The organism is Natronosalvus vescus (assembly GCF_023973145.1).
In the GTDB taxonomy this organism is placed as follows: Archaea; Halobacteriota; Halobacteria; order Halobacteriales; family Natrialbaceae; genus Natronosalvus; species Natronosalvus vescus.
Genome location: NZ_CP099546.1, coordinates 1,608,590 through 1,622,130, shown reverse-complemented (window position 1 = coordinate 1,622,130; position 13,541 = coordinate 1,608,590). Strand labels below are relative to the sequence as shown.

14 protein-coding genes are annotated in these 13,541 nt (G+C 63.2%); 8 read left to right on the top strand and 6 right to left on the bottom strand.

Annotated features, from left to right (window positions below):
- Positions 1–11: 11 nt before the first annotated feature.
- The 3 genes from NGM68_RS07755 (at position 12) to NGM68_RS07745 (ending at position 2,549) form a co-directional block, all read left to right on the top strand.
- Complete coding sequence (locus NGM68_RS07755; RefSeq protein ID WP_252701076.1) at positions 12–509, top strand: GNAT family N-acetyltransferase; 498 nt, start codon at positions 12–14, stop codon at positions 507–509.
- A gap of 196 nt (positions 510–705) precedes the next feature.
- Positions 706–1,392, top strand: a complete 687-nt coding sequence (locus tag NGM68_RS07750; RefSeq protein ID WP_252701075.1) for a PHP domain-containing protein — start codon at positions 706–708, stop codon at positions 1,390–1,392.
- Positions 1,389–2,549: an asparagine synthase C-terminal domain-containing protein gene (locus tag NGM68_RS07745; RefSeq protein WP_252701074.1), complete on the top strand. Its 1,161-nt coding sequence runs from the start codon at positions 1,389–1,391 to the stop codon at positions 2,547–2,549. The genes NGM68_RS07750 and NGM68_RS07745 overlap by 4 nt, the downstream gene beginning before the upstream one ends.
- 55 nt (positions 2,550–2,604) lie before the next feature.
- On the opposite strand, the gene NGM68_RS18335 is transcribed toward NGM68_RS07745, so the two are convergent.
- Positions 2,605–2,733 carry a DUF7576 family protein gene (locus NGM68_RS18335; protein WP_425493604.1) on the bottom strand — a complete coding sequence of 43 codons (129 nt, stop codon included), beginning with the start codon at positions 2,731–2,733 and terminating at the stop codon, positions 2,605–2,607.
- Between the two features lie 285 nt (positions 2,734–3,018).
- On the opposite strand from NGM68_RS18335, the gene ppsA reads away from it, so the two are divergent.
- The 3 genes from ppsA to NGM68_RS07730 all read left to right on the top strand — a co-directional run bounded on the left by ppsA (position 3,019) and on the right by NGM68_RS07730 (position 6,837).
- On the top strand, positions 3,019–5,349 hold the full coding sequence (gene ppsA / locus NGM68_RS07740; protein WP_252701073.1) for a phosphoenolpyruvate synthase: 2,331 nt from the start codon (positions 3,019–3,021) through the stop codon (positions 5,347–5,349).
- Positions 5,350–5,699: 350 nt separating this feature from the next.
- Entirely contained in the window at positions 5,700–5,840 is a 141-nt protein-coding gene (locus tag NGM68_RS07735) for a hypothetical protein (protein WP_252701072.1), read from the top strand.
- A 7-nt stretch (positions 5,841–5,847) separates the two neighbouring features.
- A complete protein-coding gene (locus NGM68_RS07730) occupies positions 5,848–6,837 on the top strand; it encodes a YeiH family protein (protein ID WP_252701071.1) in 990 nt (329 codons plus the stop codon).
- A 122-nt stretch (positions 6,838–6,959) separates the two neighbouring features.
- Here the strand turns inward: NGM68_RS07730 and NGM68_RS07725 are convergent, their stop codons facing one another.
- The 3 genes from NGM68_RS07725 to NGM68_RS18330 form a co-directional block, all read right to left on the bottom strand.
- On the bottom strand, positions 6,960–7,712 hold the full coding sequence (locus NGM68_RS07725) for a class I SAM-dependent methyltransferase (protein ID WP_311136066.1): 753 nt from the start codon (positions 7,710–7,712) through the stop codon (positions 6,960–6,962).
- Between the two features lie 283 nt (positions 7,713–7,995).
- Positions 7,996–8,187: an SDR family oxidoreductase gene (locus NGM68_RS07720; protein ID WP_252701070.1), complete on the bottom strand. Its 192-nt coding sequence runs from the start codon at positions 8,185–8,187 to the stop codon at positions 7,996–7,998.
- Positions 8,163–8,570, bottom strand: coding sequence for an SDR family oxidoreductase (locus NGM68_RS18330; RefSeq protein WP_425493603.1), 408 nt, complete (start codon positions 8,568–8,570; stop codon positions 8,163–8,165). Before NGM68_RS18330 ends, NGM68_RS07720 begins: the two co-directional genes overlap by 25 nt.
- On the opposite strand from NGM68_RS18330, the gene NGM68_RS07715 reads away from it, so the two are divergent.
- Positions 8,455–9,543 carry a phosphotransferase family protein gene (locus NGM68_RS07715; protein WP_252701069.1) on the top strand — a complete coding sequence of 363 codons (1,089 nt, stop codon included), beginning with the start codon at positions 8,455–8,457 and terminating at the stop codon, positions 9,541–9,543. The two genes, NGM68_RS18330 and NGM68_RS07715, sit on opposite strands and share 116 nt — an antisense overlap.
- 40 nt (positions 9,544–9,583) lie before the next feature.
- Here NGM68_RS07715 and NGM68_RS07710 read toward each other — a convergent pair whose 3' ends face one another.
- Positions 9,584–10,471, bottom strand: a complete 888-nt coding sequence (locus NGM68_RS07710; RefSeq protein WP_252701068.1) for a 1,4-dihydroxy-2-naphthoyl-CoA synthase — start codon at positions 10,469–10,471, stop codon at positions 9,584–9,586.
- Between the two features lie 478 nt (positions 10,472–10,949).
- A complete protein-coding gene (locus NGM68_RS07705) occupies positions 10,950–12,374 on the bottom strand; it encodes an amidohydrolase family protein (protein WP_252701067.1) in 1,425 nt (474 codons plus the stop codon).
- A 94-nt stretch (positions 12,375–12,468) separates the two neighbouring features.
- On the opposite strand from NGM68_RS07705, the gene NGM68_RS07700 reads away from it, so the two are divergent.
- The gene (locus tag NGM68_RS07700) at positions 12,469–13,476 is read left to right on the top strand and encodes a DnaJ domain-containing protein (RefSeq protein ID WP_252701066.1); all 1,008 of its coding nucleotides are present in this window, start codon (positions 12,469–12,471) and stop codon (positions 13,474–13,476) included.
- Positions 13,477–13,541 lie beyond the last annotated feature (65 nt).

The window sequence follows — 13,541 nt, the reverse complement described above, 5'->3', positions numbered from 1 at the left end:
GTTGATGTGGTATGGCACCACACGACACAGAACTTCGGCCCGCGACGCAGGAGGATCGGGAGGCGATCCGCGAGGTCGCGAGGGACACCTGGCACGAGACGTACGACGAACTCTCGTCAGAGACTATCGACTCGACCGTCGACGACTGGTACGACGACGAGACGTTCAGCCGAATGCTCGAGGAACCCGGAACCGCGGTGATCGTCGCCGAGCGAGACGGCGAGATCGTCGGCTTCACCCATGGAGTGATTCAGGGGGACGAGGGGGATGTCCTCCGAATGAACGTCCACCCTGACCACCAGCGCGAGGGAATCGGAACCGCGCTGCACGAACGCCTGCGTGCGACGCTTGAGGACGTCAATATGAAGCGCATGCGAGCGATCGACCTGGCCTCGAACGAGCGCGGCCGTCGCTTTTACGAGGATCTGGGATTCGAACAGACCGGGACGGGAACCGTCGAACTCGGTGACGAAAAACACGAAGAGTGCGTGTACACGCTGGAACTGTAGCTCCCCTTCTCTCGCGCTGTGATCACCCTTTCTCCCTCCAATCGGTTGTCGGTTCAGGTACCCTCATTTCCCGCTCGTCGCCTCGAGCCGACACCCTGAATGGGGGTGCCTCGAGTGCCCGCCGCCCATATCGGATTGCGGCCGTTCGGATCGAGGTGTTTTTGTCCAATCCCGCACGAGTACAAGGCAGAGAATCGTGTTGTCGGTCGAACTCCACGTGCACTCGTCGCTGTCGTACGACGGCCGTGATCCAATCGAACTCATCTTAGAACAGGCCGCAGCCGTTGGTCTCGATGCCATCGCGATCACTGACCACGACGAGATCGACGCGAGCCTCGAGGCCGCAGAGCGTGCCACCGAGTACGGCCTCGTCGGGATTCCGGGAATCGAGATCTCCAGCAAGGCCGGCCACGTACTGGGTCTCGGCGTCACCGAAGCAGTGCCGCCAGGGCTCTCCTACGAGGAGACGCTCGAGGCGATCCGCGAGCAAGGCGGTATCGCCGTCGTCCCCCATCCGTTCCAGGAGTCCCGACACGGCGTGATGGCACGCATCTCGCGCAAGCAACTGGCCAAGGCAGACGCCATCGAGGTGTACAACTCCCGGCTCATCACTGGCCGCGCGAACCGGCAGGCCGAACGGTTCGCGGAGTCGCGAGGCCTCCCCATGACCGCCGGCAGCGACGCCCACATCAGCGAAATGGTCGGTCAGGCGGTCACCCGTGTCGACGCCGAGGAGCGCTCGAGCGACGCGATCCTGTCGGCGATCAAAACCGGGGGAACGACGATCGAAGGGAAGCGAACGCCCTGGCACATCAGCTTTCGACAGGCCGCGGGCGGCGTCAAACGACGGATGATCAGCGGCGTCTATCAGCTCTTTCGATGACGGACGTGACCGATGGCGGTCTTCGGGGAGCCTCACCGGAGATCGTTCACGCTACCCTCGAGACCCGCAATCCGTTGCCTGGAACATTCGGGTACGCCGGCTGGCTCGAGGACGCGCTCGTTCGTGACGTCCTGGGGCGGGTGCCACTGTTCGTCGAGCGAGCGATGCTCGAGGGAACGACGCCGCTCGAGCCGGCTGGAACCGCCTACACTCCGAGCGCCCTCGAAAAGCCCGTTCTTTTCCCCGCCGGTTCCAGACAGCGGAGCGGTGCTCCCCCGGAGACCGTTTGGACGCTTCCTGCACACGCGGAAGACAGTGATGATGGGGAAGTTGGTGTCGAGACCCTTCGAACCGATCCCGACGACGCTATCGAGCGAGTCGACGAGGCGATTACGGCCGCTGCCGACGCCGTGACCAACGAGGATGCCGACATCGCCGTGGCGTTCTCGGGAGGGGTCGATTCCGCGCTCGTCGCCGACCTTCTCGATGCGCCGCTGTACGTCGTCGGCTTCCCTGGTAGCCACGACGTCGACGCGGCTCGAACCGCCGCCGAGGCGATGGGGCGTGATCTGACCGTCGTCGACCTCGAGCCGTCCGATCTCGAGGAAGCGACGCCGACGGTTGCGCGAGCGATCGGTCGGACGAACGCGATGGACGTCCAGATCGCCCTCCCGCTGTATCTGGTCGCCGAACGCATCGCGGCCGACGGGTTCGACGCGATGGCCGTCGGTCAGGGGGCCGACGAACTGTTCGGCGGCTATGAGAAGGTGGTTCACCTCGACCACCGCGTCGAGGCCGACACCGTCCGCGGTGCGGTTCTCGAACAGATTCAGACCCTTCCGACGCAGTTGCCTCGCGACATCCTGGCGATCGAGGCGAGCGGCATCGAGTCTGTCGCTCCCTTCCTCCACGACGAGGTCGTCGAGGCGGCCCTCCAGTTACCCGAGGCACTGCTTGCCGACGAACACCGACGGAAACGAGCGCTTCGGATCGTGGCGAGTCAGTATCTCCCCGACTCGGTCGCCATGCGAGAGAAAAAGGCCGTCCAGTACGGGAGTCTCGTCGCCCGCGAACTCGACCGATTGGCGCGTCAGGCCGGCTACAAACGTCGGATGGACGATCACGTCACCAGATACGTCGAGTCGCTGCTCGAGTGAGTGGTGAGCGTCGTGAGTCGACCACGATACTCGCCACGCGACGTCGACGCGAACCTCACGTCCAAGCGCGAAGACACTGCGAGGAACAGAAGTGGAGATCGACCGTATCGGCTCTCCCTTCTTCCACGTAGGTCGTGAGCGTATACGCGACGGAATTGTCGACTGTGCAGTTATCGCATTCCATGCCTTCACGGACACCGACCCACACCCTTAGTATACAGTCGTTAACAGCCTCTGACCGGCCGGTAAAGTCGTATTACGGCCGTTCAACTCGAGATTGAATCGAGTCGTGTCGATACCACGGGCGGTGACCCGAGGGTCGATTAGACGGTCTGTGCGGATCTGTCAGCCGGCATCGAACGTGCGCCAACACCATCCCACAGTCGAGAAAGTTATTCACATTCGAGTTGGAAATTGTCAGTATTGTTCGCAACCTTCTTAATCGGAAACGGTGTCCACGCACACACAGATGGCAGTACTCTGGCTGGACGAGATCAGCGCCGACGACCTCGAGACCGTCGGCGGTAAAGGAGCCTCCCTGGGGGAACTGACGGGTGCAGGGCTGCCCGTTCCACCAGGGTTCGTGGTGACCGCCGGCACCTATCGAACTTTCATCGAGGACGCCGGCATCGACGAGGAGCTGTTCGAGGTCGTCGACGTCGACGTCGAGGACTCGAAAGCTCTCGCGTCAGCGGCCGACCAGGCCCAGGCGCAAATCCTCGAAACGCCGTTCCCCGACGACCTCCGCGAGGAGATCCTCCAGGCCTATCGGGAAGTCGGCGGTGACGAGGAGGCGTTCGTCGCCGTTCGATCCTCCGCGACGGCCGAAGACCTCCCGGACGCCTCCTTTGCGGGGCAACAGGAGACGTTCCTGAACATCACGGAGGACGACTTGCTCGACCGGGTTCGTCAATGTTGGGCCTCGCTGTTCACCCAGCGGGCCATCTACTACCGGCAGGAGCAGGGATTCGACCACTCCGTCGTCAACATCGCCGTCGTCGTCCAGCAGATGGTCGACGCCGAACGCTCGGGCGTCATGTTCACGAGCCACCCCTCGACGGGCGAGCCGACGATGATCATCGAGGCCGCCTGGGGTCTCGGCGAGGCCGTCGTCTCCGGAGCGGTCTCCCCGGACAACTACGTGGTCACTCGCGAGGACGGCTCGATCGACGCCACCGTCGCCGACAAGAAGGTGATGCACGTCAGAGACGAGGAGACCGGTGACACTGTCGAACGGCCGGTACCTGACGAGCGGCGAAACGAACGAGTGCTGTCGGCGGACGCCGTCGCCAGTCTGGTCGACCTCGGCGAACAGGTCGAAGACCACTACGACAGCCCACAGGACGTCGAATGGGCGATGGTTGGGGACGACATCTATATGCTCCAGTCCCGCCCGATCACGACGATCGAGGGCGGGTTCGACCTCGAGGGTGCCGATACCGAAACCGAGACCGGGGCAAGCGCAACCGATGGAAGCGGCGTCAAGACTCGTGACGACGCCTCGAATGGTGCCCAGACGAGCGGGACAGGCGAGGTACTCGTCGACGGACTCGGCTCGAGTCCCGGGTCGGCCAGCGGTGCCGTCCGGATCATCCGCAAGCTCGACGAACTCGACAAGGTGGCCACCGGCGACATCATCGTCACCGAGATGACCACGCCCGATATGGTTCCGGCGATGAAACGCGCCGCCGGCATCGTCACCGACGAAGGTGGCATGACCAGCCACGCCGCCATCGTCTCCCGCGAACTCGGCGTGCCCGCCGTCGTCGGTACCCAGAACGCGACCTCCGTCCTGGAGGACGGCCAACTCGTCACGCTCGACGGCGACAAAGGGACGATTCTCGAGGGGAGCACCGACAGTGAAGACGAACGCGAACCGCTGGACGAGGTGCGCCCGCAGTCGCCCGTCAAACCGATGACGGCAACTGAGGTCAAAGTAAACGTCTCGATTCCCGAAGCGGCCAACCGGGCGGCAGCCACCGGTGCCGACGGCGTCGGCCTTCTTCGGATTGAGCACATGATCCTCTCGCTCGGAAAGACCCCGGCTCGCTACATCGAGGACAACAGCGAGAACGCCTACGTCGGCGAACTGATCGAAGGCATCCGGGCTGTCGCCGACGAGTTCTATCCACGACCAGTGCGCGTGCGAACGCTCGACGCGCCGACCGACGAGTTCCGCGAACTCGAGGGCGGTGAGGGCGAACCCGTCGAGCACAATCCGATGCTCGGCTACCGGGGCATCCGCCGGAGCCTCGACCGACCCGAGGTCTTCGCCTACGAACTCGAGGCGTTCCGCCGGCTGTACGACATGGGCTACGACAACGTCGAGATCATGTTCCCATTGGTCAACGACGCCGAGGACGTCTACCGGGCCAAGGAACTCATGAAGGAGGCCGGGATCAACCCCGACAAACGCAAGTGGGGCGTGATGATCGAAACTCCCGCCTCGGCGCTGTCGGTCGAAGGGATGGCCGAAGCCGGTATCGACTTCGCCTCCTTCGGGACGAACGATCTCACGCAGTACACCCTCGCCGTCGACCGCAACAACGGGAACGTCGCCGACCGATTCGACGAACTCCACCCGGCAGTGTTGCAGTTAATCGGCGACGTGATCGAAACCTGCCGCGAGCACGACGTCGACACGAGTATCTGTGGCCAGGCGGGCTCGAAACCGGAGATGGTGCAGTTCCTCGTCAACAAAGGGGTGAGCTCAATTTCGGCGAACATCGACGCCGTCCGCGACGTCCAGCACGAGGTAAAGCGGATGGAACAGAAGCTGTTGCTGGAGTCGATCCGCTAACGCGGTCTCGAGTGGCCTCGTTTTCGACGGTAATTGGCCTGTCGACGCCGTCGACGCGTTGAGGACTCTTCTGATAGCTGCCACGAACGTCCATCCGATGCGAGCCGCGAACGTCCTCAGTCAATTTGGATTTCGACCTCCGAGAGCCACAGTCCTCACGAGTTCAAAGTGATACCGTCCATACGAGTCCAGGTGATGTGCCGTCTGCACCCACCCTCGAGTGACACCCCGTTCCACCATCGTTTGATGTGCCCCGAATCACCCCTCAACTCCCAGCTACCGGCAACAAATTCCGCTATCTCGGACGCTATCGACAGGCGTATATACGCTGCTCTGAACCCACCGAACGAATGTCGAGCGACCGATCGGGGTGGCCGAAGGGAAGGTTCCTCTCGTACTGGCAGCGACTCGAACAAGACTGGCAGAGCGTCGCCGTCGCCACGTCGGTCGTTGCCGCGACTATCCTCCTCGAGATACAGGTTCCCTGGTAGCACCCACATGGCTGCCAGTCGTTTCCTTCCGGGGTTGCTCGCCCTCACCATTGGCGCGATGCTCGCGCGAGCACTCGGGCTCGCGACCGGGATCAATCACCTCCTCGTGGCGATCGCGATCGGGTTCGTGTTGGCGAACACCGTTGGCGTTCCGAACCGGCTCCAGGCAGGTATTGCGACTCACGGCCTCTGGCTCGGCGCTGGAATCGTCCTCATGGGCGCGTCCCTGACGCTCGGAACGATTCTCGAGGTAGGTGGACTCGTCTTGCTCGTCGTCGTCCTCGTCACCGCCCTCACCGTCACCATCGTCGAATTACTCGCTCGGAACGTGTTCGGGCTGACCGAACGATTCGGATCGCTTCTGGCAGCCGGAGCCGGCATCTGTGGCGTCTCGGCCGTGGTTGCGGTGGCCGGGGCGATCCGCGCACGAGAGGAACAGATCGCCTACGCGGCGGCGACGGTGTTGTTGTTCGACGCGGTGACTATCGTCGTCTATCCGATCGTCGGGAGCATCCTTGGCCTGTCCGACGTCGTCTTCGGTATCTGGGCCGGCGTCAGTATGTTCTCGACCGGGCCGGTCGTCGCGGTCGGCTTCGCCCATTCGGAGGTCGCCGGCCAGTGGGCGACGATGACCAAACTGGCCAGAAACGCGTTGATCGGCGTCGTCGTGCTCGCCTACGCGAGTTATTACGCACGAACGGAGTCGGGTTCCGGTGGACGACCCTCGCTCCGAACCCTCTGGGACGAATTCCCGAAGTTCGTCCTCGGCTTTCTCGCACTCGTTCTCGTCGCGAGCGCTGGCGTGTTCTCGGCGAGCCAGCAGGCCTCGATCGAGAACGCCTACAATTGGCTGTTCGTCATCGCGTTCGTCGGTCTCGGTACCGAAATCCAATTCCAAGAGCTGCGACGAGCTGGGGTCACCCCCGCACTCGCAGTGTTGCTCGCGTTCGTGGTGATGAGTACCCTGTCGCTCGCAGTGCTCACGCTCCTGTTTTGATCCACGGTAGTTCGTGTCCGGTTGCCACCGACGATGACACTCGAGTGAGTAACCCGTTACTCCTGAAATGAGCCGCCCCGTACCCGCTCGAGATTTTACCCCTCCAGGCGTCACGGGTGCAGTTAGTCAGTTTTCGGCGGTGCAGCCTCCGCCTCGGACTGATGAAACACCCGGAGGGTGTCGATTTGGTTCTCGGTCGAGGTGACGTGTGTGAGGCCGAGATCGGTGAAAATCGGTCTCCATCGCCTGAAGTACAGCGGAAAGTCCTCGACCTGTTTGGTCGTCATCAACTGATCGTCGTCGGGTTCGTTCTCCATCGTCAACAGGAGGTCATCCGTAATCCGGGCGATTTCCTCGAACACCCACTCGTTCTCGGGGTGGATGTGCTGGAGCGTTTCGACGGAGAAGACGACGTCGAACTGGTCGTCCTCGAACGTCGGTAATACGTTCTCCAGTGCGTCCAGATAGAACGTGCCGTCGGTGGCGAGTTCAGGGTAGCGTTCCTCCATCACGTCGACGGCATCCTCGTTGATGTCGATCCCCGAGAGGTTCGTATAGCCGTGCTCGCGGAGGTGAGCCAGATGGCGACCCCCACCGCAACCAAGCTCGAGAATTTCGGCGTCGTGGTCGACGCGAGCGTCGAGTACGGAACGGATCGAACTGGTTCCGCCGGTCGCCCCCATATCGGCGTAGAATTCCGGGGAGTAGACGCCCGACCGACCGGCCCACTTCTCGTGCACCTCCGTTGGCTCCATTCGGCGCGAATCCATCGCCAACAGGAGCTGGCCGAACGATCCGAGGAGGGCGCGTGGCCGCGAGCGAAGATACGTAAGAAACCCACGTTCCTTGAGCAGCGTGCGCTGTTCGCGTACCACTGTCCGACTCCGTCGTCTAACCGCCGACAGCCTCTTCATGTGGTCGTGATACGACCGACAGCCTGTAAACTCCTCCGATGTGTGGTACAGGAGCGCACTCATCGTCCTCGTGGTGCTTCTACGCACTCTCGAGCCCTCACGTATCTCGAATTCCCACTAACCCCGTTTCAGTGTCGTTGCACCCCGCTGTGGCTGAGAGGACTGAACTAGTGCATCGAAAGAAGAATCAGCACGATGCCACACAGCAACCACCACTACTCGACGAGTTTCTGTACCTACCTGCCTAAAGCTTGTCCGTCGTGTTGACACTAATATCGGTCAGTTCGACGTGAGGAGGTCGGGAGAGAGCAAAGACGACCGTTTTTGCGACATCGGCGGCGTCCATCGCCCGGCCGTCCCAGTGTTCCCAGTCGTTCAGTTCGGTCGAAACCGGCCCCGGCATTACGATAGTCACCCGAACCTGTTCGTCCGACATCTCTTTTCGAAGCGAGCGCTCAACGAGGAGACGGTGATGATGTCGCCGCAGCCGGATTCGAGTATGGCCGGCAATGCGGCGTGAGTCACGTTCACCACCCCCTCCAGTTTGACGCGGATCGTTCGTCGCAACGCAACCAGATCCGCTTCTTCGACCGATCCGCTGTGAGATATTCCGGCGTTGTTCACGAGAATGTCGATGGCGTCAGATATCGTCTTTGTTGTGTCGTGAGTATCTTTTTTATGCCGCTTCTGTGTTGGGCACAATATGACCGACGAAGCCGTCGATCTGCCCGCACTCTCCTCGTATCTATCGGAAGAACTGGACGAGGACGTAGTCGGCGTCGAAGTGCTCCACGACGGCCTCAACCTCTCCCTCGCCATCTCGACGGCGATGGAGGAGGACGCCTACGTTCTACGACGGCCGAACAAGTTTCGCGACACCGAGTCGTTCATCAGCCTCGAGCGGGAGTACGACGTGTTACACCGGCTTCGGGACACGGCACTGTCCGCACCTGAGCCGATACTGATTTGTGAGAACCGTTCGGTTATCGGCGATCCGTTTCTGCTTACGACGTACCTCGGGGGCGAGGTGGTGCCGCTCGGCTCCGACCTGCCCGAACGGTTCCGGAATCCGGACGCACGACGGCGTATCGGGACGCTGCTGATCGATACGCTGGCTGCCCTCCACTCGGTGGACACTGGGCCGTTCACCCACGTGTGCGAGCGACGAACACCGCAAGATCAGGTCGACGAGGCCACTGCGCGACTGGTCCAGGCGACGCAGGCGACTGGCCACGAACCGCCCGGTATCTGGGACGTAGCGGATTGGCTCCGGCGAAACGTCCCGACGGAGTCGGAGACCACCCTCTGTCATGGCGACTTCAGGCCTGGAAACATCCTCTTCGCGGGCACGAATCGACCCGCCATTGCGGGCGTCCTCGATTGGGAGACGGCGTTCCTCGGCGATCCGCTGACCGAACTCGGCTACCTCCTGCTTCGGTGGCGGGATGCTGACGACCCGACGCCGCCACTCGACGGCATCGAGGAACGGTATCCGAACGAGGACGTGAGAACGAAGCTAACGGGGGACACTGCCCCCGGTCTCGCTCCGTTTACTAACAGGCCAGGCAGTCCCGACCGCCGGGAACTCGTTTCCCGCTACGAGGAGCAAACTGATCTCTCCTTCGAGAACGAGCGGTTCTACCGAACGCTTTCGGCGTTCATGCTCGCGGCCGTATGGGAGGATATCTACCGCCACCAGCGAGAGTCCGGGACGGAGTCAGACTGGGAACTGCGTATCGATTACATGTCGATGCGTGCCAAACGTATTGCAACCGGGAGTGCCCACCTGTGAGAAATCCGACCCGTACGTTCGTGCCCAAATTCGATCCCGGTCAGTAGTGCCAGGGGTAGTCCGAAAAGTCCGGTTCTCGTCCCTCGTTGAACGCGTCTCGACCTTCCTTGGCCTCGTCGGTCATGTAGCCGAGGCGAGTCGCTTCGCCGGCGAACACCTGCTGGCCGACGAACCCGTCGTCGGCCATGTTGAACGCGTACTTGAGCATCCGCATCGCGTTCGGACTCTTCGCGTTGATCCGTTCGCCCCACTCGAGCGCTCGATCCTCGAGTTCGTCGTGGGGAACGGCCTCGTTGACCATGCCCATCTCCTCGGCTTCCGCGGCGGAGTAGGTCTTCCCGAGGAAGAACACCTCGCGAGCCTTCTTCTGCCCGATCTGGCGGGCGAGGTACGCCGAGCCGAACCCCGCGTCGTAGCTGCCGACGTCGGGGTCGGTCTGGAGGAACTTCGCGTGCTCCTCGCTGGCGAGTGTGAGATCGCAGACGACGTGCAGCGAGTGGCCGCCGCCGACGGCCCACCCAGGGACGACGCAGACGACGACCTTCGGAATGTGGCGAATCAAGCGCTGCACTTCGAGGATGTGGAGCCGACCCTGTTCGGAGGCGCGGGCTTCGTCGCCCTCGTACTCGTAGCCGGCATCGCCCCTGATCGACTGGTCGCCCCCGGAACAGAACGCCCAGCCGCCGTCTTTGGGCGAGGGGCCGTTCCCGGTCAGGAGCACACAGCCGACGTCAGTCTGTCGCTTGGCGTGGTCGAGCGCGTCGTACAGTTCGTCGACCGTTCCGGGCCGAAACGCGTTTCGTACCTCCGGGCGGTCGAACGCGATTCGAACCGTTCCCGATTCGGTCGATCGATGGTACGTGATATCGCGGAAGTCGAACCCCTCGACCGGTTCCCAGCGATCCGGGTCGAACGTTTCCGAAATCATGTCTCGCCATTGGGTGCGAGTCCCTGAAATAGGAATAGGTTCTCGTTCGGTTCCGTCCGATCCACCACCAACCGAGCCGTGTTCAGATACCACCGCGAGTGATCGGAACACGGTGAACCACCACGAAAGCCCCTGACCCGCTCGACCCTCCGGGGCTCGCTGTGCGCGCTCGCTTCGCTCGCGTGCTTGCGTCGCCCGGGAGGGATCGACCGTGCCAGCCCCTTTCATTCCCACCCACGGTGGCTACTGGGCCAGCCGATACGGGTGGGAACGAGAGGGGCTGACGCTCTCTGCGGCAAGACGACATCCTCGCGGAGCTTCGTCCGCTCAGTCACGAGAGGGCGGATACCCTTCGAGTAGCCGGCACTTCGGGGCCGAGAACGTCAGGGGCTTTCGTGGTGTTCGAATCGATTGGAGCTCAATCAACGTGTAATCTGCACATTCCTATCAACCGTCGTCAAACCACCAAACTCACAGGCTACAGCCAACCGTCTTCCACGCGATTCACCAGTTCCGAATCGGCGGCCTCCCAGTCAGCCGCCGCCCGATCGAAGAGGTCGGTCGCCCGCGCCGACGCCTCCTCGAGCACCGACGCCTCATCCACTGTCGTCACCGACCCGTCCTCGAGGACGATATCGCCGTCGACGATCACGGTGTCGGCGAGGCCGCCGCTCGCTCCGTAGACGAGGTTGGGGACGGCCGTGTGCAACGGCCGCGAGACCGTCGGCGCGACGGCCGGGTGTTCGAGGTCGTAACAGACGATGTCTGCGCGTTTACCCACCTCAAGCGACCCGACGCGGTCGTCGATGCCGAGCGCTCGAGCCCCCTCGATCGTTCCGACGCGCAGGGCCGACCAGGCGGGGAACGCCGTCGGATCGCTGCGATCGGTCTTCGAGAGCAGGCTCGCCGTTCGGAGTTCGCGGAGGAGGTCGTGACCGCCGGTTCCCGGTGCCTGATCCGTGCCGATTCCGGCGACACCGCCGGACTCGCGGTATGCACACAGTGGCGGCGTGACGCCGTCGATCGCGGCGATCGAACTCGGGTTGGCGGCCATCCGAACGCCCGCGTCCGCCAGGTGCTCCCGTTCGTCTGGCGTCGCCCCGTGAAGGTGGGCCGCGAGTAATCGATCGGAGACGAGACCCAGTTCCTCGAGCACGCCAACCGTGGTGGCTCCAGCACCGTACCTGGCCTCGATCTGTCGGCGTTCACGGTCGCCCTGGGCGACGTGCATGTGGATCCCTCGATCGTGCGTCTCGCCGCGCTCACGAATCGTCTCCAGGATCGACGGTGGTACCATGTCGAGGGCCTGCGGGCCGTACAGACAGGAGACCCGGTCGTGATCCGCGTAGGTCTCGAACAGCGACTCGTTACGCTCGAGCGCCGCTTCACCCACCTCTTCGTCGAGGGGGTAGGCGTCGTCAGGGCCAAGATCAGCCGACGACTCCGCGACCGCATTTATCATCTCGGTCGCAACCACGTGCAACCCCAGCGGCTCGAGGCTCCGATCGACCAGTTGCTCGACGTCGGCGGCGTACTCGCCCACCGTCGTCACCCCCGACCGGAGCGCCTCGAGGCCGCCGAGTCGAGCCCCGACGACGTGATCTTCGCCCGTCGCGTGCTCGACCAGCGGGCCGAGCGCCCGGTTCATCCACTCGATTTCGGGCACGTCCTGTGCGCCGCCGCGACAGAGCGTGAGCCCGAGATGCGTGTGGACGTTCACCAGCCCCGGCATCGTCAGGCGGTCGCGGCCGTCGATCGTTCGATCCGGTGCACCGTCGAACCCGCTCGAGGGGCCGACGTAGACGAGTTCGTTATCGTCGATGCCGATCGTGGCGTCCTCGAGGACGCCGAGCCGGTCGTCGGCCATCGTCAGCGCCAGCGTGTCGACGATCGCGAGATCCATACCGAACCCGACACCGGCAGTCGGCAAAAGTGACGACGAATCGGCAATCGACTCGAGCGTGAATTTTTATCCGATCCACGAGAACCCGTCACCGATGGGCGAGTCGTACTACGACGTCCTCGGCGTCGACCCCGACGCGTCGACGAGTGAGATCACCGACGCCTACCGGGAGCGCGTCCTCGAGACCCACCCGGATCGAACCGACGACCCCGACGCAGCTGACCGGTTCGGTCGGGTGACGACCGCGAGGGACGTGCTCACCGACGATGTCGAACGCGCCCGGTACGACCGCCTCGGTCACGAAGCCTACCGACGGCTCGGCTCACTATCGACCGAGTCAAATGCTCGAGCGACCGGAACAGGCGACGGTGACGGCGACGAATCAGCCGGTTCGAGCCGGGCTTCTGCCGCCACGAATTCGAGCAACGGGGCACCCAACTCGAGATCCAGCAACGGGACAGCCACCTCGGACGACCGAGCGGGGGACACCTCGAGTGCCTCCCAGCGCGGGTTTGGGCCGACCCCCGGTACGTCCGAATCCGCCGATGAGAGTCACCACACTCGCCATCGACGTCGACGCCAGCGAGGTGCGGAATTCGACGGGAGTCGAGCCCACACCTGGTTCGGTGCCGGCGGTAACACCCAGCGTCGAACCCGATCCTCGAGCGAGCCGGCCGCCGGTGAAGCGGATTCATCGGCGGCCAACGAGCACACGGCCGAATCGATCCGATTCAGCGTCCACGAGTGGGACGGCGAGGTCGACCTCTCGAGGGAGTACCGGCGACTCGATCCTCCAACCGCGGTGACGGTCGGCAGCATCGCCCTGTTGTATCCGATCCTGGTGTATTCGAGTCTGACACCCGCGTTCGCACTACCCGTAAACCTCGTCGTGATGATCTGTACGCTCGCGCTGGTGGGCTACCTGCTGACGATTCCACGGGTCGCCCTGGCCACGTTCGGTTCCTGGAGCGTCGTGGCATCGATCGCGTTCTGGTACGAGCCAGCGCTCGAGCCAAGTTCCCTCCTCGGTGGCCTTGCGCTGGCAGCGTTCTGGATCCCGTTCGGTTACGCACTTGCCGTCTGGTGGGTGCTACGCCCCTGACGGATCGAACAGAGGTGACTCGAGGCTGTTGTACAGCGCCCGTCACCGTTCGTCCGTCAAATCGT